Annotated in this window: 18 protein-coding genes; 10 read left to right on the top strand and 8 right to left on the bottom strand. The window is 73.7% G+C overall.

Features of this window, described 5'->3' with window-relative positions; all coding sequences use genetic code 11:
* Positions 1 to 3 precede the first annotated feature (3 nt).
* From GA0070607_RS05700 to GA0070607_RS05685, 4 genes are all read left to right on the top strand, one after another.
* Positions 4 to 771, top strand: coding sequence for a 3-oxoacyl-ACP reductase (locus GA0070607_RS05700; RefSeq protein ID WP_089017231.1), 768 nt, complete (start codon positions 4 to 6; stop codon positions 769 to 771).
* Positions 768 to 1,520 (top strand): gamma-glutamyl-gamma-aminobutyrate hydrolase family protein, encoded by a 753-nt coding sequence (locus GA0070607_RS05695; RefSeq protein WP_089017230.1) that lies wholly within the window; start codon positions 768 to 770, stop codon positions 1,518 to 1,520. Before GA0070607_RS05700 ends, GA0070607_RS05695 begins: the two co-directional genes overlap by 4 nt.
* Positions 1,521 to 1,583: 63 nt before the next feature.
* On the top strand, positions 1,584 to 2,135 hold the full coding sequence (locus tag GA0070607_RS05690) for a pyridoxamine 5'-phosphate oxidase family protein (RefSeq protein ID WP_089017229.1): 552 nt from the start codon (positions 1,584 to 1,586) through the stop codon (positions 2,133 to 2,135).
* A 189-nt stretch (positions 2,136 to 2,324) separates the two neighbouring features.
* The gene (locus GA0070607_RS05685; RefSeq protein ID WP_089017228.1) at positions 2,325 to 5,984 is read left to right on the top strand and encodes a SpoIIE family protein phosphatase; all 3,660 of its coding nucleotides are present in this window, start codon (positions 2,325 to 2,327) and stop codon (positions 5,982 to 5,984) included.
* 60 nt (positions 5,985 to 6,044) lie between these two features.
* Here the strand turns inward: GA0070607_RS05685 and GA0070607_RS05680 are convergent, their stop codons facing one another.
* Positions 6,045 to 6,359, bottom strand: a complete 315-nt coding sequence (locus GA0070607_RS05680) for an STAS domain-containing protein (RefSeq protein ID WP_172898992.1) — start codon at positions 6,357 to 6,359, stop codon at positions 6,045 to 6,047.
* Between the two features lie 95 nt (positions 6,360 to 6,454).
* On the opposite strand from GA0070607_RS05680, the gene map reads away from it, so the two are divergent.
* Positions 6,455 to 7,312, top strand: a complete 858-nt coding sequence (gene map, locus GA0070607_RS05675; RefSeq protein ID WP_089017226.1) for a type I methionyl aminopeptidase — start codon at positions 6,455 to 6,457, stop codon at positions 7,310 to 7,312.
* Positions 7,309 to 8,022 (top strand): VIT1/CCC1 transporter family protein, encoded by a 714-nt coding sequence (locus GA0070607_RS05670; RefSeq protein ID WP_089017225.1) that lies wholly within the window; start codon positions 7,309 to 7,311, stop codon positions 8,020 to 8,022. The genes map and GA0070607_RS05670 overlap by 4 nt, the downstream gene beginning before the upstream one ends.
* A 6-nt stretch (positions 8,023 to 8,028) precedes the next feature.
* Here the strand turns inward: GA0070607_RS05670 and GA0070607_RS05665 are convergent, their stop codons facing one another.
* The 7 genes from GA0070607_RS05665 to GA0070607_RS05635 form a co-directional block, all read right to left on the bottom strand.
* On the bottom strand, positions 8,029 to 8,766 hold the full coding sequence (locus GA0070607_RS05665) for a hypothetical protein (protein ID WP_089017224.1): 738 nt from the start codon (positions 8,764 to 8,766) through the stop codon (positions 8,029 to 8,031).
* Between the two features lie 115 nt (positions 8,767 to 8,881).
* Positions 8,882 to 9,382, bottom strand: a complete 501-nt coding sequence (locus GA0070607_RS05660; protein ID WP_089017223.1) for a nitroreductase/quinone reductase family protein — start codon at positions 9,380 to 9,382, stop codon at positions 8,882 to 8,884.
* 65 nt (positions 9,383 to 9,447) lie between these two features.
* Complete coding sequence (locus GA0070607_RS05655) at positions 9,448 to 12,240, bottom strand: ABC transporter permease (protein ID WP_231930867.1); 2,793 nt, start codon at positions 12,238 to 12,240, stop codon at positions 9,448 to 9,450.
* Complete coding sequence (locus GA0070607_RS05650; protein WP_089017222.1) at positions 12,237 to 12,971, bottom strand: ABC transporter ATP-binding protein; 735 nt, start codon at positions 12,969 to 12,971, stop codon at positions 12,237 to 12,239. Before GA0070607_RS05650 ends, GA0070607_RS05655 begins: the two co-directional genes overlap by 4 nt.
* Positions 12,968 to 13,570: a PadR family transcriptional regulator gene (locus tag GA0070607_RS05645; protein WP_089017221.1), complete on the bottom strand. Its 603-nt coding sequence runs from the start codon at positions 13,568 to 13,570 to the stop codon at positions 12,968 to 12,970. Before GA0070607_RS05645 ends, GA0070607_RS05650 begins: the two co-directional genes overlap by 4 nt.
* Before the next feature lie 52 nt (positions 13,571 to 13,622).
* Complete coding sequence (locus tag GA0070607_RS05640; protein WP_089017220.1) at positions 13,623 to 14,060, bottom strand: ferritin-like domain-containing protein; 438 nt, start codon at positions 14,058 to 14,060, stop codon at positions 13,623 to 13,625.
* Positions 14,057 to 14,584 (bottom strand): ferritin-like domain-containing protein, encoded by a 528-nt coding sequence (locus tag GA0070607_RS05635; RefSeq protein WP_231930865.1) that lies wholly within the window; start codon positions 14,582 to 14,584, stop codon positions 14,057 to 14,059. The genes GA0070607_RS05640 and GA0070607_RS05635 overlap by 4 nt, the downstream gene beginning before the upstream one ends.
* A gap of 154 nt (positions 14,585 to 14,738) precedes the next feature.
* Here GA0070607_RS05635 and rimP point away from each other — a divergent pair, with 154 nt between their 5' ends.
* The 4 genes from rimP to infB all read left to right on the top strand — a co-directional run bounded on the left by rimP (position 14,739) and on the right by infB (position 19,907).
* Positions 14,739 to 15,407: a ribosome maturation factor RimP gene (gene rimP / locus GA0070607_RS05630; protein WP_089017219.1), complete on the top strand. Its 669-nt coding sequence runs from the start codon at positions 14,739 to 14,741 to the stop codon at positions 15,405 to 15,407.
* Complete coding sequence (gene nusA / locus GA0070607_RS05625; protein ID WP_089017218.1) at positions 15,404 to 16,447, top strand: transcription termination factor NusA; 1,044 nt, start codon at positions 15,404 to 15,406, stop codon at positions 16,445 to 16,447. Before rimP ends, nusA begins: the two co-directional genes overlap by 4 nt.
* Positions 16,448 to 16,463: 16 nt before the next feature.
* Positions 16,464 to 16,796, top strand: coding sequence for a YlxR family protein (locus tag GA0070607_RS05620; RefSeq protein ID WP_089017217.1), 333 nt, complete (start codon positions 16,464 to 16,466; stop codon positions 16,794 to 16,796).
* 93 nt (positions 16,797 to 16,889) lie between these two features.
* On the top strand, positions 16,890 to 19,907 hold the full coding sequence (gene infB, locus GA0070607_RS05615; RefSeq protein ID WP_089017216.1) for a translation initiation factor IF-2: 3,018 nt from the start codon (positions 16,890 to 16,892) through the stop codon (positions 19,905 to 19,907).
* Positions 19,908 to 19,974: the final 67 nt, after the last annotated feature.

The following is a 19,974-nucleotide window of genomic DNA, read 5'->3' as shown; positions in this document are numbered from 1 at the left end:
CCTGTGCAGGGTCGGTTGCAGGACCGGGTGGCCGTGATCACCGGAGCGGGCAGCGGGATCGGGTTGGCCACCGTCCGGCGGTTCGCCGCCGAGGGGGCCCGAGTGGTCTGCGTGGACATCGACTCGTCGGCCGGGAAGCGGGCCGCCGAGGAGTGTGGCGGCGAGTTCGTGGCCGCCGACGTGGCCGACGAGTCGGCGGTGCGTGACCTGTTCGACGGGGTGGCCGACCGGCACGGGCGGGTCGACATCGCGTTCAACAACGCCGGCATCTCGCCGCCGGACGACGACTCCATCCTGGCCACCGGCCTGGACGCCTGGGAACGGGTGCTGCGGGTCAACACCACGAGCGTCTACCTCTGCTGCAAGTACGCCATCCCGCACATGCGCCGACAGGGCAAGGGTTCGATCATCAACACGGCCTCGTTCGTGGCGCTGATGGGCGCCGCGACGTCGCAGATCGCGTACACCGCGAGCAAGGGTGGCGTGCTGGCGATGACCCGGGAACTGGGCGTGCAGTTCGCCCGCGAGGGCATCCGGGTCAACGCGCTCTGCCCCGGCCCGGTGGCCACCCCGCTGCTGCTGGAACTCTTCGCCGCCGACCCGGAGCGGGCCGCCCGCCGGCTGGTGCACGTGCCGATGGGCCGGTTCGGCCAACCCGAGGAGATCGCCGCCGCGGTGGCGTTCCTGGCCAGCGACGACGCCTCGTTCATGACCGCCGCGCAGTTCGTGGTGGACGGAGGCATCACCGGCGCGTACGTCACTCCACTATGAGGCGGCCGCTGATCGGGATCAGCGCGTACGTCGAGCCCGTCGACTGGGCGGTCTGGCGGGGCGTGCGGGCCGTGCTGGTGCCCGAGGCGTACGTGCGGGCGGTGACCGTCGCCGGCGGTCGGGCGGTGGTGCTGCCGCCGGACGACGGGGACGGCGACGTGCTGACGGTCCTGGACGGGCTGCTGTTGGCCGGTGGCGCGGACGTCGGCCCGGGACGGTACGGCCACCTGCCCGATCCCAGGACCGAGGACCGGCCCGACCGGGACGCCGGCGAGCTGACCCTGCTGTCCGCGGCGCTCGCCGCAGAGCTGCCGGTGCTGGGCGTCTGCCGGGGGATGCAGCTGCTCGCCGTCGCGTACGGCGGCACCCTGCACCAGCACCTGCCGGACGTGGTCGGTCACGAGGGGCACCGCCCGGCGCCCGGCGTCTACGGTGCGCATCCGGCGCGGTTCGCGCCGGGCAGCCTGGCCGCGACGGTGTTGGCCGGGGTGGACCGGGTCAACTCGTACCACCACCAGGCGGTTGCCGACCCCGGGCGGCTCACGGTCAGCGGCTGGGCGGCGGACGGCGTCATCGAGGCGGTCGAGGATCCGGGCCGGCCGTTCGTACTCGGCGTGCAGTGGCATCCGGAGAACGAGCCGGATCCCCGCCCGATCGCCGCGCTGGTCCGGGCCGCCCGCCAGCGACCGCCCGCCAGCGACCGCCCGGCCCGGCCGGCACCGCGTCCGGCGACGCCGCGCGGTCGGTGAGACCGGGGCTGTGTGACGTACGTCGCAGCCGCCGGCCGTGGTGGCCGGTGGGAGGATCAGCGCATGGGCAAGGTCTATCCGGAGATCGACGGTCGGCTGCGCGACTTCATCGCGGCCCAGCCGGTCTTCTTCGTGGCCACCGCGCCGTCGGGTGCCGACGGGCACGTCAACGTCTCGCCGAAGGGCATGCGGGGCACCTTCGTGATCCTCGGCCCGCATCGGGTGTCCTACCTGGACTATCACGGCAGCGGCGCGGAGACCATCGCCCACCTGCGGGACAACGGCCGGATCACGCTGATGTTCTGCGCCTTCGACGGCCCACCGAAGATCGTCCGGCTGCACGGCCGGGGGAGCAGCATCGCGGTGACCGACGAGGCGTTCGCCGACCGGCTCGCCGAGTTCCCCGAGCCGCCGGACGTGCACGGCGTCCGGGCCGTGATCACGGTCGAGGTGGACCGGGTCAGCGATTCCTGCGGGTACGCGGTGCCGCTGATGGACTACCGCGCCGAACGCGGCCTGTTGCTCAGCTCGCACGCCCGCCGTTCCACCGACGACCTGGTCGACTACCGGGCCACCAGGAACGCGGCGAGCATCGACGGGCTGCCCGTCTTCTGACGCCTCCGGGCGCTCGACCAGGGCTCGCCCCGGCGCCGCGTCCGCCCACTGTCGGGTGGCCGACGGGCCCAGCGCACGTAACCAGCGTCCGAGCGGCCTCCCGCGTTACGTTGCTGGTCCGCTGGGGTACAGGTCGGAACACGGCACGCGTAGATCAACGGCTGGGGCACGGCCGGAGCGGGAGGCTGTATGAGCTCGGGCCAGGGGAGCGCGGACGCGGAGGACTCCTCCGCGGTCGGCGCGGAGCTCCCCCCGATGCTGGCGGCCGCGTTCACGGCTGGCGGAGAGCTGGGCGAGCGACTGAGCAGCCTCGACTGGTCCTCGACACCGGTGGGCGCCCCGAGCCGCTGGCCGCAGGCGCTCTCCAACGCGGTCGGAATGATGCTCGCCTCCAGCGCGCAGATCGTCATGTTCTGGGGCGACGACCAGCTCGCCTTCTACAACGACGCCTACCGCCCGACGATCGGCGGCAAGCACCCCGGGGTGCTCGGTCAACCGGCGGCGCGGCACTGGGCGGAGACCTGGGAGGTCCTCGGTCCCCTGCTGGAAGGCGTACGGCGCACCGGGCGCTCCTACCGGGGCGAGGACCACCCCTTCCTGCTGGACCGGCACGGCTTTCTCGAACAGACCTACTTCGACGTCTCGTACGACCCCATCCGAGGCGCCGACGGCTCGGTCAGCGGCGTCTACTGCATCGTCAACGAGACCACCGGCCGGGTTCTCGGCGAGCGCCGGCTGCGGGCGCTGGCCGAGTTGGGCGCCGAGCTGGCCGACGTGCGCAGCGCCGCCGAACTCGGCCGGACCGCCGCCGAGGTGCTGGGTCGGCACCGGGCCGACGTACCGTTCGCGCTGATCTACCTGGCCGACGACACCGGCCGGTTCACCCTGGCCGGCTCCGTCAGCACCGGCCGGGCCGCCGTCGACATCGACCCCGGGGCGCTCGCCCGGGTGGCCGCCGACGGGGTGCCCGCCACGATCGACGTGGCCGGGCTGCTCGACCCGCCGCCGGCCGACGCGGCCGATGAGGCGCTCGTGCTGCCCCTCACGGCGACCAGCGAGAGGGCCGGCACTCTCGTCGTCGGCGTGGCCCGCCGGCTGCCGCTCAACGACGAGTACCGAAACTTCCTCGACCTGGTCGCCGCCCAGATCTCCCGGGCGGTGTCCAAGCAGCGGGCGTACGAGCAGGAACGGGCCCGCGCCGTCGAGCTGGCCGCGCTGGACCAGGCGAAGACCAACTTCTTCGCCAACGTCAGCCACGAGTTCCGGACCCCGCTGACCCTGGTGCTCGGCCCGCTGGAGGACCTGCTGGCCGACCCGACGCTGCCTCCCGGCTACACCGACCGGCTCACCATGATGCACCGCAACGCGCTGCGCCTGCTCAAGCTGGTCAACACCGTGCTGGACTTCTCCCGGCTGGAGTCCGGTCGGCTGGCCGCCCGCTACCAGCCCACCGACCTGGCCGGCTACACCGCTCGGCTGGCCAGCACCTTCCGCTCGGCCACCGACCGGGCCGGGCTGGAGCTCGTGGTGGACTGCCCGCCGCTGCCGGCGCCGGTCTTCGTCGACCGGGACATGTGGGAAAAGATCGTCCTCAACCTGGTGTCGAACGCGGTCAAGTTCACCTTCGGCGGCGAGATCCGGGTCCGGGTCCGGGCCGTCGACGGCGCCGCCCGGCTGGAGGTGAGCGACACCGGCGTGGGGATCGCGCCGGCCGAGCTGCAGCACGTCTTCGAGCGGTTCCACCGCGTGCCCGGGGTGCGCGCCCGCACCCACGAGGGCACCGGGATCGGCCTGGCGCTGGTCCGGGAGCTGGTCGAGATGCACGGTGGCGAGGTCGGGCTGACCAGCCGGGTCGACGAGGGCAGCACGTTCACTGTGACGGTCCCGTTCGGGTCGGCGCACCTGCCCGGCGACCGGCTGGTGGCGTACGGCCCGCTGCCGGCGGGCGAACCCGAACAGGCCCGGCTCTACGTGTCGGAGACCGCGTTGTGGACCGGCGCCGAGCTGACGCCCGAGTTCGGCGGCCAGCCGGCGGAGGTCGCCCCGGCCGGCCGGATCCTGGTCGTCGACGACAACGTGGACCTGCGCGAGCACGTCACCCGGTTGCTCTCCCCGACCTGGGAGGTGGTTACCGCGAGCGATGGTCTGGCGGCCCTGCCGCTGGCCCGCGAGGGTGGGTTCGACCTTGTGCTCGCCGACGTGATGATGCCCCGGCTGGACGGGTTCGGCCTGGTCGGCGCCCTGCGCGCGGACCCGCGTACCCGGCACGTGCCGATCGTGCTGCTCTCCGCCCGGGCGGGCTCCGCGGAGGCGGTGGCCGGCCTCTCCGCCGGCGCCGACGACTACCTCACCAAGCCGTTCTCCGGGCAGGAGCTGATCGCCCGCGTCCGGGCCAACGTCGAGCTGGGTCAGCTGCGTGGGCAGATCATCCGCCGGCTCCGGGCGCTGGCCGACGCGGCCGTGGCGGTGAACACCGCCCGGTCCACCGCCGACGTGCTCCAGGTCGCCGCCCGGCACGCGCTCACCCTCGCCGAGGGCGCCCGGGTGGTGGTCACCGCGAGCGGAGCCCGGTCCGAGGCGGATGCCGGCGGTGTCATCGCGACCGACCCGTCCTTCGTGACCGAGCTGACCGGCACCACCGGCGAGCAGCTCGGCGAGTTGCGGGTCTGGCGGCCGCCCGGCGACGACGCACGGGCCGACGAGGCCGCCCTCACCCAGCTGGCCCGGCTGGTCGGGGTGCGGCTGGAGAACGCCCAGCTCTACGAGGCCGAGCACCGCATCGCCACCACCTTGCAGCACAGCCTGCTGCCCCGGTCGCTGCCCCAGCTGCCCGGCGCGGTGGTGGCCAGCCGCTACCTGCCCGGCACCACCGATGTCGAGGTCGGGGGCGACTGGTACGACGTGATCGCGCTTGGGGACGACGAGCTGGTGCTGGTCATCGGCGACGTCGTCGGCAAGGGCGTCCGGGCCGCGGCGGCGATGGGGCAGCTGCGCAACGCGCTGCGGGCGTACGTCCTGGAGGGCTTCGACCCGGGTGAGTCGCTGACCCGGCTCAACCGGCTCGTCGGCTCCACCGAGAGCCGCTCCTTCGCGACCGTGGTCTGCCTGTTGTTCAGCTCGCGGACCGGCCGGTTGCGGTACGCCAGCGCCGGTCACCCGTCGCCACTGCTGATCCGGGGAGGCGATGCGGCGTTCCTGCACGACCGCGCGCTCGGCCCGCCGGTCGGCGCCATCCCCGACACGACGTACCGGACGGTCGAGGGGGAACTGCCCGTCGGCAGCCGGCTGCTGCTCTACACCGACGGGCTGATCGAGGACCGTCAGCTCGGCATCGACGATGCGCTGGCCCAGCTGCGCATCGACGCGGCCAACCCCGGCGAGCACGTGGACGACCTGATCGACGCGGTGGTCGAGCGGGTCGCCGGGCGGCCGCGCCGCGACGACGTGGCGGTGCTGGCCCTGGAGGCGGCCGAGCTGAACCGCTTCGTGTTGCGGCTGCCGGCGGACCCGACCCGGCTGAGCGTGCTGCGCAAGCGCCTGGAGGATTTCCTGGTCGCGCACGGGGTCGGCGAGACCGACCTCTTCGACCTGACCGTGGCGGTCTCCGAGGCCGCCGCGAACGCCATCGAGCACCCGGTCCACCCCGCCGAGCCGATGATCACCGTGGAGGTGGGCATCGAGGACGGCACGGTGACCGCCACGGTGCGCGACAGCGGGCGGTGGCGGGAGTCGACCGGCTCCGGGTTCCGGGGGCGCGGGCTGGCTTTGATCAAGGCGTTGGGTGACCTGTCGGTGCGGCGCACCGACGAGGGCACCGAGGTGACGCTGCGCCGACAGTTGCGGGCCTGACCACGCGCTCCGGCCGTCGCGTACGGCCTGCGCCCGCCGCGGGGTGCGGAGCGCAGACCCTCAGGCCGGGCTCAGCCAGCTCTGCTCGCCCAGGCCGGAGATGTCCAGCACCCGACGGACCTGCCGGGACGGCAGCACGGTGAGCGTGCCGGGAAACTGCTGGGCGAGTCGGACCAGGGCGTGGATGGCGGCCGAGTCGAAGAAGGTGACCGCGTTCAGGTCGAGGGTGATCCGCTCGGCGGGCTCGCGGAGCGCCGTCTGGAGCATGGTGTCGGCGGTCGCCATGTCGACCTCGCCGGCCACCACCACGTGGAGGTGATCACCGTTGATCTCCGCGCTGGCGGAGAAGACGGGTGGTGCTCCCCCTTGATCCACGCAGACACCATGGCACAGCCGACCTGGCGGGGCAACAACCCATCCGGACCGGCCGTGGCACGGGTCACCGGCGGGTCCGGCGATAGGCTTGCGCCATGACCGTCCGTCCGCCGCTGACCCCAGGCACGCTCTCCCCGATGCGACAGGTGCCCGCGCACATTCCCCGACCGGAGTACGTGGGCAAGAAGCGCCCCCAGGAGTGGCGTGGCTCGCACGTGCAGACGCCGGAGACCATCGAGAAGATGCGGATCGCCAGCCGGCTGGCCGCCCAGGCGACCCAGCTCGCCGGCGAGCACTGCAAGCCGGGCGTGACCACCGACGAAATCGACCGCGTGGTGCACGAGTTCCTCTGCGACCATGACGCGTACCCGTCGACGCTCGGCTACAAGGGCTTCCCCAAGTCCTGCTGCACCAGCCTCAACGAGGTCATCTGCCACGGCATCCCGGACTCCACAGTCCTCAAGGACGGCGACATCATCAACGTCGACGTGACCGCGTACATCAACGGGGTGCACGGCGACACCGACGCCACCTTCTGCGTCGGCGAGGTCAGCGAGGAGGCCCGGCTGCTGGTCGAGCGGACCCACGAGGCGATGATGCGCGGCATCCGCGCGGTCGCCCCGGGCCGGCAGATCAACGTGGTGGGCCGGGTCATCGAGTCGTACGCCAAGCGGTTCGGCTACGGCGTGGTCCGGGACTTCACCGGCCACGGCATCGGCGAGTCCTTCCACAGCGGGCTCTACGTGCCGCACTACGACAGCCCGCGGCCGACCGACATCATGGAGCCCGGGATGACATTCACCATCGAGCCGATGATCACGCTGGGCACCTACCAGTACGACATGTGGGACGACGGGTGGACCGTGGTCACCAAGGACCGGAAGTGGACGGCGCAGTTCGAGCACACCATCGTGGTGACCGACGACGGCCACGAGATCCTGACCCTGCCGTGACCGACACCCCGGCGGCCCTGCGCGAGGCGCACCACGCGGACGTCTCCGGCGGTTGGCTGCGCCCAGCCGTCTTCGGCGCGATGGACGGGCTGGTCACCAACATCGCCCTGATCGCCGGGGTCGGCGGCGGCGGAGTCTCGCCGCGCAGCATCGTGCTGACCGGCACCGCCGGCCTGGTGGCCGGCGCCATCTCGATGGGGCTCGGCGAGTACACCAGCGTGCGTTCGGCCAACGAGCAGGTCGCCGCCGAGGTGGCCAAGGAGCGGCGGGAGCTGGAGCGGCATCCCGAGGCGGAGGCCCGCGAGCTGGCCGACGCGTGGGTCGCCCGCGGCCTGCCGAGGGACCTGGCCACCCAGGTCGCGGAAGCGGTGCGGCGCGATCCCGAGGAGGCGCTACGGGTGCACGTCCGCGAGGAGTTGGGTGTCGATCCCGACGACCAGCCCAGCCCATGGACGGCTGCCATCTCCTCGTTCCTGTTCTTCTCGGTGGGCGCGCTCGTGCCGCTGCTGACGTACCTGTTCGGGGCCACCGAGCTGTGGCTGGCGCTCGCCGTCGGCGGGCTCGGGCTGTTCGCCGCCGGAGCGGTTGTGGCCCGGTTCACCAACCGGCCCTGGTGGACCAGCGGGCTGCGCCAGCTGGTGCTGGGCGCCGCTGCGGCCGCCGCCACCTACCTGATCGGCTCGCTGATCGGCGTGCAGGGCGGGCTGTGACGCCGATCAGCCGGTGAGCAGCTCGTCGACGGTGCCGTCGACGGGGCGGCCACGGGCGGTGAGCTCCTCGGCCTGCCGGGCCAGCACCAACCCGACCTCGGTCATGTCCGCGCCGGCCAGCCCGGTGCGGCGCACCGCGTCACCCGGGTCCCGGAAGTAGGTGCGGCTCAGCAACCCCGTCACCGTGGCCGCGGCCAGCCGTGCCTCGCCGAGCATCAGCAGCGCCTGGTCCGTCTCGTACCACTCGGCCAGCCGGGCGGCCCGGGCATGCGCCGCGCTGCCCCGGTACCAGGCCTGTCGGGCCGCGGTGCTGAACTCCGCCGGCCGGGCCCGGGCCAGCCGACCCAGGTGCTCGTCGCGCAGCGTCGGCAGCCAACCGGTCGGGTCGTGCAGAGCCCGGGTGGTGACGTACCGGTCGGCGGTCAGCGGCCACAGGGGGGAGAGCACCCGGGCCTGACCGAGGTAGTCGTCGGCGGCGGCCACGGTCAGGTCGACCAGCACCCCGTCCACCCGCCGGGTCGCCGGTGGCGGGCCGGTGCCGGGTCGGTAGGTGACCACCAGCATCCCCACCTCGCGGTCCCCGCCGCCGTCGTCGTCGCCGTGCGCCAGCGGCCCGTGCACAGCGACCGCGAGCACGTCGGCCGGGAAACGCCGCCGGGCCGCCTCGGCGACCTGTTCCGCCACCGTCCACCGTCGATCATCGCGGCCCCGGTCGACACCGGTCTGTTCGATGCTCGCACTCACCGGGCCCCCTTCGTTCGCGACTGCGGGGCTCGCAACACCGGCTCACTCCTCGCGCTCACCGGGCCCCCTCTCGCAATCGCGACTGAACGTCAGGCCAGCCAGACTGAGCGTCAGCCTAGCCAGCCGGTGGCGGGCCGGCCGGCGCGCCGCGCCCGGTCGGCATCAGCCGGAAGATGCGAATCTCCCGCCCGCCGGCCCGCTGCACGTACGTGCGGTACGCAGGCCACTCGGTCACCAGGAGCTGCCACAGCCGGTCCCGTTCCGCGCCGGTGGCCGGCTCGGCGCGGACCGGCACCCGACGGCCCTTCACGTCCACCTCGGCGGCCGGATCGGCGAGCAGGTTCATCGCCCAGCCGGGCTGGTGGGTCTGACCCCAGTTGGAGCCGATCACCACGTACGCGTCGCCGTCCGGCACGTAGAGCAGGGGATTGCTGCGCGGCCTGCCGGAGCGGCGGCCGGTGGTGGTGATCACCAGGGACGGGATCAGGCCGAGCGCGACCACCCGGCCCCGGGTGAGCCGGCCGACGATCCGGTCGGCGGGCACCAGCAGGCGGGCGGCGGCGCCGAACCAGCGGTGGTGACCGACTCGACGGGTGAGGGTTCCCAGCACTGACACGCCGACAAGTCTGCCGGCTGCCGCGCCCCGGCGGCACCCCCCGAATGCCCGCCGGAGCGCCCCAGTCAGTCCAGTCGCCGCTCGATCGGCAGCCGGGCGCGGGTGAACAGGCCCGCGCCGAGCATCGCCACCATCGGCACCAGCACCAGGACGCCGAGCGCCGGCCACGGCACCAGGAACGGGTACGGCTCGCGTACCGGCCAGGCGGTGGCGTACTGCCGGTTGACCGAGAGCAGCACGATCGCGGCGGTGCCCAGCCCGGCCACGATGCCGAGCACCGAGCCGAGGCCGGCGATGATCCCGGCCTGGCAGATCGCCAGCAGCCGGCGTACCGCCGGGGCGGCGCCGACCGCCGCGAGGGTGGACAGTTCGGCGCGGCCCTCGGCTGCGGCGAGCGCGGTCGCTATCCCGGCCGCGCCAACCGTGATCAGCCCGGCCGCCGCCGCGAGCAACAGGAGCAGCGGTGAGTTGTCGCGCGGCGCGGACCCCTGCTCCACGCTCAACGAGAACGTCCCGAAGGCCTGCAGGGCGGCGGTGAAGCGCTCCTGCCGGTGCACGTCTGGCGGTTTCGGGGTGGCGATCACCCAGCCGTTGGGGGACGCGATCAGGCCGAGGTGTCGGGCCGCGGGCGGGGATAGCAGCAGGCTGGGCTGGCCGACCGCCGCGCTCAGCGCGTACGCGGGCAGTTCCTCGGTGCTGACCCTCGGCTCGTCCGCCTCGGTTTCCACCCGGCTGACCCGCACGGTCACCCGACCGTCGTGCAGATAGCGTGGGTCGGTCACCACGGCACCCCCGGCGCGCAGCACGGCGGTGGCGGCGCCGGTCTCCGCCGGATCCGCGCCGGTGAGGAGCGGCAGCGCGCTGCCGTCGTCCACCAGCGGCTGCACGTAGCTGCCGTAGTAGTCCCCGGGCGGGGCCAGGCAGCGCGGGTCCGCCCGGGCCCGCCGGCGCTCCGCCTCGGAGAGGGCGTCCCCGGGTCGCCACGGGCAGGCCCGCTCCGGTGGTAGCTCCGGCTCGACGTAGCAGTAGCCGCCGGGGGCGGCCGCTGGTTGGCAGACCGCGGCGTGTACCGGGGCCACCGCCTCGGCGTCCAGTTGCGCCCGGGCCGCCGTGGTGATCTGGGCAAGCGTGAGTCCGGGTTCCCGGGTCGACTCGGTCGGGCTGACCAGCACGTGACCGGTCGGCAGCATCGGCTGGTAGGCGTGCGCCTCGCGGACCCCGTCGCTGGCCAGGTACCCGCCGAGCGCCACGCTGCTGGCCACCGCCGCCATCACGGCGCAGATGGCCGGCGCGGCGGCGGCCCGGTTGCGGCTGGCGTCGCGCAGCGCGATCCGCAGCGCCAGGGGCAGCACCCGGCCGAGTCGGGCGAGCGCACCGATCAGGGTGGGCGTGCAGCAGACCAGGCCCAGTTCGCCGAGGATCAGGCCGGTCAGGATCACCGCCGGTGAGGTCTGGGTGGCCCCGAACGCCGCGAGCGCCGCCCCGCCGACCACAAGCGTGAGACCGAGGACCAGCCACCGTGCCCGGGTGGCGGGCGGGGTGCGTCGCCCGGCGAGCCCGGCGATGACGTCCTGCCGGGCGGCGGTCCAGGCCGGCGCGAGCGCGGCGAGCACCCCGGCCAGCACCGCGACCCCACCGAGCAGGACCAGCGCGGACGGCCAGCACCGGTACCCGCCGAAACGGGCGCCGAAGACGTACTGCTCGACCAGCGGGCGGCCGGCGAACGCGGCGCCGACGCCGAGCAGCAGGCCGGCGGCGGCGCCCAGCACGCCCAGCACGACGCCGTCGGCGAGCACGACCCGACGAAGCTGGGCCGCGTCCCCTCCGGCGACCGCGACCAGTGCGAGGTCACGTCGCCGACGGCGGACGCCGACCGCGAAGGCCGGCCCGACCAGCAGTACGACCTCCAGCAGCCCGAGGCCGGCGATCAGCACGCCGGTGCTCAGGTCGGCCGCGTCGGCCGGACCGATGAGCCCGAGCGACCGCCGTGACGGTTCCACCGCCGGGCCGCTCGGGTGGCGCGGGGTGACCAGGATGCCGCGCTCGTTGAGTCGGGACACCAGCGCCGCGTCGACGCCGCCGGGCACGTCCACCAGCCAGGTGCTGCCCGGCCCCGGATCGGCTCGCGGCACGGCAGCGGGGTGCAGCGCCACCACCGGGCCGAGATCGTCGGCGAATTCGACCACCCCGACCACGGTGTACGCCCTGGTCCCGTCGGCGGTCGCCAGGGCGGCGCCGAGGTGCAGGTCCAGGCGGCGGAGCGCTGCCGGGCTCACCGCTACCTCGCCGGGCTGCTGCGGCGCCCGTCCGGCCCGGAACCGCACCAGCCCGCGGGCCAACGGGTCGGTGAGGTCCAGCACCCGTCCTTGCACGTTCTCGTCGCGCTCGGGCCCGTGCACAGCCAGCGGAAGCGGGGCGCGCACCTCGGTGACCCGGCTGCCCGGGCGCAGCAGCGCGGCCACCTCGGAGGCGGTCGCCAGCCGACGGCCCGACGCGTCCTCACCCTCGCGGGGATACCAGCTGTCGCCCCATTCGTCCTGCCCGATCGGGGTGTCGGCCAGCCAGCGAAGCTCCGCGTCGGCGACACCGAGCCGGCGGTCGATCCGCTCCTGCGGGGTCAGCTCGGCCATGTCGTAGCTCGCCGCCAGGAAGGTCAGTACCAGCACCGGCAGAGCGATCATCGCGAGCACCAGGGCGGTTCGCCGGGGCGCGCGGCGCGATTCCCGCCGGGCGATCCGCAGCGCCGCCCGCCAGGAGCCGATCAACTCGGCCAACCGCCGTCGGCCGGGTGGCGTGGGTGGCGCGGCCGCCGGGACACCGGCGCGGCCGGAGGCCAGCAGCGCCCGGCGGATGGTCACCGGTCGCTGCCGGACAGCAGTTGCTCGACGCTGCCCAGCGGCGCAGTCGTGTCGACAAGCACCCCGTCGCGCAGGAACACCACCCGGTCGGCCCAGCCGGCGTGCCGCGCCTCGTGGGTGACCAGGATGCCGGCGGCGCCCGCGTCGATCCGGCGGCGCAGCAGGTGCAGCACGGCCTCGCCGGTCTGCGAGTCCAACGCCCCGGTCGGCTCGTCGGCGAGCACCAGTCGCCGCTCACCGACCAGTGCCCGGGCGATGGCCACCCGCTGCTGCTGGCCGCCGGAGAGCTGGTCGGGGAACCGGTCACCCAGCGCCGGCAAACCCACCTCGGCCAGCGCGGCCAGGGCCGCCGCGCGGGCCCGGCGCCCGCCGGTGCCGTCGAGCTCCAGCGGGAGCGCGACGTTCTCCACCGCGCTGAGGCTGCCCAGCAGGTTGAGCTGCTGGAAGATGTAGCCGATCCGGCGGCGGCGCAGCTGGGCGAGCCCCCTGCGGTCCAAGGCCCCCAACGGCTGCCCCTCGACCCGGACCTCGCCGCCGGTCGGTCGGTCCAGCCCACCGGCGAGGGAGAGCAGCGTCGACTTGCCCGAGCCGGACGGACCCATCACGGCGACCAGCTCACCCGGCCGGACGACCAGGCTGACGCCGCGCAGGGCGTGCACCGCGGCGGGGCCGGCCCCGTGGGTGCGGTGGACGGCGCGTAGCTCCAGCACCGCGTCGTCCGCCCCGCTCACCGTCGCGCCTCCTCGTCGGCCCACCGCGCCGCGTCGGACGCGTCGGCGTCGCCCGGTCTGGGCACGGGTGGCCCGGGAGCCCCGGGTCGGTGTCGCACCAGACTCGTCTCGCAGTGGTCCAGCCAGCGCACCTCCGCCTCGGCCTGGAACACCATGGAGTCCAGCACCAGCCGCCAGGGCAGGTCCTCCGGCCGGTCGCTGCCGTACTTCAACCGGGTCAACTCCTGCAGAGCCCGCATCGTCGCGCTGCGCTGGGCCTGCACCACCGATCGGACGTCCACGCCGGGCGTGGTCAGCGCCAGCGCCAGCTTGATCGCCAGCTCGTCGCGGGGACGGTCGGTACGGCTGACCGGGGTGGCGAACCACAGCGCCAGGTCCGCACGTCCGGCATCAGTGATCTCGTACGGCCGTTGCCCGGCCTCGCTCTCCGGCAGCGGGCGCACCAGACCGTCCCGTTCCAGACGGGACAGCGTGGTGTAGACCTGCCCGATGTTCAGCGGCCAGGTCGAGCCGGTCGACTCCTCGAACGCGGCCCGCAGCTGGTAGCCGTACATCTGGCCGCGTTCGAGCAGGGCGAGCAACCCGTGACGGATGGACATGGCAACGGAGTATGCATACCTGGTATGCGCTCCGCAACCGCGGCGAACCCGTTCAGGTGGGGCGGCCGGGAAACGCGACAGTCGGCGGGGTGATTCCGGCGGTCTTTCGCCACCTCGTGGCGCGCACGGCGTACTCGACCAGGGCGGCCAGCGCCTGGTCCCGGTCGGCGCCGGTGGTGGAGGCCAGCGCGGCCCGCCAGTGCGCCGCGGTGCGCTCCTCGACCTCGACGGCCAGGCGCAACGCGCTCGCCCGGTCGGTGACCGGGAACGGCAGCGCGTAGCCGGCCCGGTCCGGCGGCACTGTGCTGCCGGCGGTGCTGAGCTGCACCACCAGCGCGTCGCGCCGGCGTCGGTGCGCGGCCTCGGCCTGGTGCGCGGCGTCCCGGGCCGCCCCGGTGAGCCGGACGCCGATCCGCCCGTAGGCGTAGATGGCGGCGTACTCGGCGGAGAGGGCGGCGGCGAGCGCCTCGCCGACGGACGGCTGCCTCACTTCAGTGCCTCCTGGTGGGTTGCCCGAGCGGCGGCGATCGACCCGAGCAGCGCCGCCCGTTCCGCCGGGGCGGCGGCGCAGGCGCGGGTGGCGGACCGCTGGCCGGTCTTCTCCAGCGTCCGCAGGGCGGCCAGCGCGCCGGCCGGGTCGGTCGCCGGGGCGCTGGTCGGGTCCGCGGCGGGCGCCGACGGCAACGCGACCCCGAGCACCCGGGCCAGCTCGGTGGCGTGCGCGGTGTGCGCCTCCGCGATCGGGTCGAGCCGGTCGGCCAGCTCCGGGTGCGCCGCGGCGCTCGCCCGGTGTGCCGCCGCCAGCCCGAGTGACTCGTCCACCATCGGCCGCAGCGGGTCCGGTGGCGGCGCCGGCTCGTCGTCACGGTCGAAAAGATCACAGCCGGTCAGCGGCGCAGCGGCGCCGCCGAGCGCCAGCAGCACCCCGGTACGCAGGAGCTTTCGCCGGGAATGCCCGGATGCCTGGTCGCGCTGTGTCGTTCTGCCGATCCCCACCGGGCAAGTCAACACCATCCGCGCCGCTCCGGGGGCCACCGGCGTCGGTGCGCCGCCCGGCCCGCCGACGGGCAGGCGCGTTACGCTCTGCGCAGCCACCGGCGCGTCCGCTCCGGTGGCGTGCCGGCATGGCGGGACGACCCGGACCGTCGACCAGGGAAAGGGTGCGGAGATGACGCAGCGTGGCCGTGCCACCAGGTCGACAGGTCGACCCCGCGACGGCGCGGGCCCCCGCGGCGGTGATCTCGCCGCGCGGCGTACCCGGTTGCGGGCTGTGATCGAGCCGGTGGTCAACGGCGTCGGCTACGACCTGGAGGACCTCTCCGTCTCCCGGGCCGGCCGGCGGCACGTGGTGCGGGTGATCGTGGACGCCGACGGCGGGATCGACCTGGACGCCGTCGCGGACGTCTCCCGCGCCGTCTCGGCCGCGCTGGACGCCGCCGAGGAGACCGGCGGCGACATCGTCGCCGGGGAGTACCAGCTGGAGGTCAGCTCGCCGGGTGTGGACCGGCCGCTCACCCTTGCACGGCACTGGCGGCGAAACGTGGGACGGCTGGTGAAGGTCACCGTCCGGAGCGCGGCCGGGCTGCCCGGCCCGCGCGGTGAGCAGCCCGCCGGGGATCGTCAGCTGACCGGCCGGGTGGTCGGCGCCGACGACGAGGGCGTGCAGCTGGAGACCGACGACGGCCGGGCCACCTGGGCGTACGCCCAGCTGGGGCCGGGCCGGGTGCAGGTCGAGTTCACCAGGCTCGCCGAGCTGGGCGAGCCGGACGAGACCGACGAGTTCGACGATTCAGACGACATCGACGACGAAGATGATGTGGAGGACGAGGAGAGGTGAACATCGACCTCGCGGCGCTGCGCGCACTCGAGCGCGAGCGGGAGATCCCGTTCGACACGATTCTCGCGGCGATCGAGACCGCGTTGCTGACCGCGTACCGGCACACCGACGGTGCCGAGCCGCACGCCCGGGTGGAGATCGACCGCAAGTCCGGCGCCGCCCTGGTGTACGCGCAGGAGATGGACGAGGACGGCACCCTGGTGCGGGAGTGGGACGACACCCCGCACGACTTCGGCCGGATCGCCGCCATGACCGCCAAGCAGGTGATCCTCCAGCGGCTGCGGGAGGCCACCGACGAGGTGCACTTCGGCGAGTACGTCGGCCGCGAGGGTGACCTCGTCACCGGCGTGGTGCAGGCGCACGAGACGCGGACCGAGAAGGGCATCGTCAGCGTCGACCTGGGCAAGCTGGAGGGTGTGCTGCCGCAGTCCGAGCAGGTGCCCGGCGAGCGGTACGCGCACGGCGAGCGGATCCGCTGCGTTGTGGTGCACGTGGCCAAGGGCATGCGCGGGCCGCAGATCACCCTGTCCCGGTCGCACCCGGCGCTGGTCAAGAAGCTGTTCGCGCTGGAGGTGCCGGAGATCGCCGACGGCACAGTGGAGATCGGCGCGATCGCCCGTGAGGCAGGTCACCGTACGAAGATCGCCGTACGCTCCACCACCCCCGGGGTGAACGCCAAGGGCGCCTGCATCGGCCCGATGGGCCAGCGGGTGCGCGCGGTGATGAGCGAGCTGCACGGAGAGAAGATCGACATCATCGACTGGTCGGACGACCCGGCCACCTTCGTCGGCAACGCGTTGTCGCCGGCCAAGGCGCTGCGGGTGGAGGTGGTGGATCTGGCCGCGCGGGCCGCCCGGGTGACCGTTCCGGACTTCCAGCTTTCTCTCGCCATCGGGCGGGAGGGGCAGAATGCCCGCCTCGCGGCCCGATTGACCGGTTGGCGGATCGACATTCGGTCCGATGCGGAGCAGACCAGCCCGGCTGCCCGCGGGGCAGCTGATCACGTGCCGGAACCGGGCGGCGCGATCTCGGGCAGCTAGGGGTAGACTTCCTCCAGTGGTACGACGCGCGCAGCCGGAGCGCACCTGTGTGGGTTGCCGGCAACGTGCGCCGGCCAGCGAATTGCTGCGGATCGTCGCGGTCAGGGACGAGGCTGGTTACAGTCTCCGGCCTGATCCGCTCCGCAGGCTGCCGGGTCGGGGAGCGAACATGCACCCGGATCCGGCCTGCTTCGCGCTGGCGGTGCGGCGCCGCGCTTTCGGGCGTGCGCTGCGCATCACCGAGGTCCTTGACCACGGTGTGCTGGCGGAGCACGTCGATGCGCCAACCACTACGTCCGGTCAGCCCGACCGGGCGAGGGTCGCTAGCAGGGTAGGACGACCGACATGAGCACACGATGAAGTCCCTGAAATGACCAGGCTTCAAGTGCACGAGTGAGGTCGCTGCGGGTGCTGCCCGCACGACCTCGGAGTGAGGAGTGCAGTGGCAGGCAAGGCCCGCGTACACGAGCTTGCAAAAGAGCTCGGGGTCGAGAGTAAGACCGTTCTCGCCAAGCTGAAGGAAATGGGCGAGTTCGTGAAGTCCGCGTCCAGCACCGTCGAGGCGCCCGTCGCCCGGCGGCTGCGTAACGCATTCGTCGCGTCCGCCGGTGCTCCGGCGCCGGCCGCCCCGTCGGCGCCCGCGCCGACGCCGGCTTCGACCCCGACGCCGTCCCCGACCCCGGGCGCGCCTCGGGTCTCGGCCAAGCCGATGCCGCCTCGGCGGCCGGCCGCGCCGGCCCCGGGTCCGAAGCCGAAGGGTCCGGTGCCTGGTGCGCCGCAGCCCGCGGCCCCGGCCCCGGTCGCCAAGCCGGCGAGTGCCCACGACATCGAGGTGGCGGCCGCGGAGGCGCGTGCCGCCGCGCTGAAGGCCGAGCAGGAGGCCGCGGTCAAGGCCGCGCAGGCCGCTCGCCAGCAGCAGCGGGACAACGTCCGCCGGGAGCCTCCGGCCGACGGCAACCGTCCCGGCCCCGGCCCTCGGCCGGGTCCCACGGCGATGCCGCCCCGTCCCGGTTCGCCGGCAGCCCGTCCGGGCACGCCGGCTCCGGGTCCGGGTGCCCGGCCGGGCGGTCGCCCGCCGGCGCGCGGTGCCGGTAACAACCCGTTCGGCATCCAGGGTGGCCAGCAGCGGCCGCCGGCGGCCGGCGCGGGTGGCCCGCGGCCCAACAGCCCGGCGGGCATGCCGCCGCGGCCGAGCCCGGCGTCCATGCCGCCGCGTCCGAGCCCGGCGTCCATGCCGAGCCAGCGTCCGGCTGCCGGTCGCCCCGGCCCCGGTGGTGGCGCAGGTCGTCCCGGTGGCGGCGCAGGTCGTCCCGGCGGCGGTGGCGGCGGCTTCCGTGGCGGTCCCGGCGGTGGCGCCGGTGGCGGTGGCGGTTACCGCGGCGGCCCCGGTGGCGGCGCGGGTGCCGGCGGTGGCGGTGGCTACCGTGGCGGTCCCGGCGGCGGTGGCGGTGCTCCCGGTGGCGGTTTCCGTCCGGGTGCTCCGGCCGGTGGTGGCGGTCGTCCGGGTGCGGGCGGTCGTGGCCGTGGCGGTGGCGCCGCGGGTGCCTTCGGGCGTCCGGGTGGCCGGCCGACGCGCGGTCGCAAGTCCAAGAAGCAGCGCAGACAGGAGTTCGACAACCTGTCGGCCCCGACCATGAGCTCGGGTGCCCCCCGGGGTCAGGGTCAGGTCGTCCGGCTCTCCCGTGGCGCTTCGCTGTCGGACTTCGCCGACAAGATCAACGCCAACCCGGGTTCGCTGGTCCAGGAGATGTTCAACCTGGGCGAGATGGTCACCGCGACCCAGTCCTGCTCTGACGACACCCTGCAGCTGCTGGGTGAGCACCTCGGATTCGACATCCAGATCGTCAGCCCGGAGGACGAGGACCGCGAGCTGCTCGCGCAGTTCAACATCGACCTCGACGCGGAGGTGGCTGAGGAGCGTCTGGTCAGCCGTGCGCCGGTGGTGACCGTCATGGGTCACGTCGACCACGGTAAGACCAAGCTGCTCGACGCGATCCGCAAGGCGAACGTCGTGGCCGGCGAGGCCGGTGGCATCACCCAGCACATCGGTGCCTACCAGGTCCACGTGCCGCACGACGGCGTGGACCGCGCGGTGACCTTCATCGACACCCCGGGTCACGAGGCGTTCACCGCCATGCGTGCTCGTGGTGCGCAGGTGACGGACATCGTGATCCTGGTGGTCGCGGCCGACGACGGCGTGATGCCCCAGACGATCGAGGCGTTGAACCACGCCAAGGCGGCCGACGTGCCGATCGTGGTCGCGGTCAACAAGGTCGACAAGCCGGAGGCCAACCCGGACAAGGTTCGCCAGCAGCTGACCGAGTACGGCCTGGTCGCCGAGGAGTACGGCGGCGAGACCATGTTCGTCAACGTGGCCGCGAAGCCGGGCATCGGCATCGAGGAACTGCTCGAGGCTGTCCTGCTGACCGCCGACGCGTCGCTGGAGCTGACCGCTCCGATCGACGGGCCGGCGCAGGGTGTGGCCATCGAGGCGCACCTGGACAAGGGCCGCGGTGCGGTGGCGACGGTGCTGGTGCAGAAGGGCACCCTGCGGGCGGGCGACTCGATCGTCGCCGGTGGGGCGCACGGCCGGGTCCGGGCCATGCTCGACGAGAACGGCAACCAGGTCGCCGAGGCCGGGCCGGCGCGTCCGGTCATGGTCCTGGGTCTGACCGCGCCGCCCGGCGCGGGTGACACGTTCCTCGCCGCGGCGGACGACCGTACGGTGCGGCAGATCGCCGAGCAGCGCCAGGCGCGGCGGCGGGCGGCGGCATTCGCCAACTCCCGTGGTCGGGCCACCCTCGAGACGCTCATGGAGCAGCTCAAGGAGGGCGAGAAGACGTCGCTCAACCTCATCCTCAAGGGCGATGGCTCCGGTTCGGTGGAGGCCCTGGAGGACGCGCTGTTCAGCCTCGACATTCCCGAGGAGGTCCAGCTCAAGGTCCTCGACCGGGGCGTCGGCGCGATCACCGAGAGCAACGTCATGCTCGCGAGCGCCTCGTCCGAGCCGGTCACGATCATCGGCTTCAACGTGCGGGCCTCGAACAAGGTCCGTGAGATAGCCGACCGCGAGGGCGTGGAGATCCGGTACTACACCGTCATCTACCAGGCCATCGAGGAGATCGAGGCGGCGCTCAAGGGCCTGCTCAAGCCGGAGTACGAGGAGGTCGAGCTCGGCAGCGCGGAGATCCGCGACGTCTTCCGCTCGTCCAAGATCGGCAACATCTCCGGTTGTATCGTCCGGTCGGGCATCATCCGGCGCAACGCGAAGGCGCGCCTGCTTCGGGACGGGACGGTCGTGGCGGACAACCTCACGATCACCTCGCTCAAGCGGTTCAAGGACGACGCCACGGAGGTCCGCGAGGGCTTCGAGTGTGGTCTGACCCTGGGTGGTTACAACAACGTCCAGGTCGGCGACATCATCGAGACCTTCGAGATGCGGGAGAAGGTTCGCGCCTGATCCGGCAGTGACACGCTGATCAAGGGGTTTACGCCGCTCGGCGTAAACCCCTTGATCATGCCGGGCG

The organism is Micromonospora coriariae (genome assembly GCF_900091455.1).
GTDB lineage: Bacteria > Actinomycetota > Actinomycetes > Mycobacteriales > Micromonosporaceae > Micromonospora > Micromonospora coriariae.
Note: the sequence above shows the minus strand (reverse complement) of the source record. Positions and strands in the feature narration are given on the sequence as shown.

Bases quoted from the DNA above. Each gene is read 5' to 3' on its own strand.
- GA0070607_RS05695 (WP_089017230.1), top strand. From the start codon at position 768: ATGAGGCGGCCGCTGATCGGGATCAGCGCGTACGTCGAGCCCGTCGAC.
- GA0070607_RS05690 (WP_089017229.1), top strand. From the start codon at position 1,584: ATGGGCAAGGTCTATCCGGAGATCGACGGTCGGCTGCGCGACTTCATC.
- GA0070607_RS05685 (WP_089017228.1), top strand. From the start codon at position 2,325: ATGAGCTCGGGCCAGGGGAGCGCGGACGCGGAGGACTCCTCCGCGGTC.
- map (WP_089017226.1), top strand. From the start codon at position 6,455: ATGACCGTCCGTCCGCCGCTGACCCCAGGCACGCTCTCCCCGATGCGA.
- GA0070607_RS05645 (WP_089017221.1), bottom strand. From the start codon at position 13,570: ATGTCCATCCGTCACGGGTTGCTCGCCCTGCTCGAACGCGGCCAGATG.
- GA0070607_RS05635 (WP_231930865.1), bottom strand. From the start codon at position 14,584: ATGGTGTTGACTTGCCCGGTGGGGATCGGCAGAACGACACAGCGCGAC.
- rimP (WP_089017219.1), top strand. From the start codon at position 14,739: ATGACGCAGCGTGGCCGTGCCACCAGGTCGACAGGTCGACCCCGCGAC.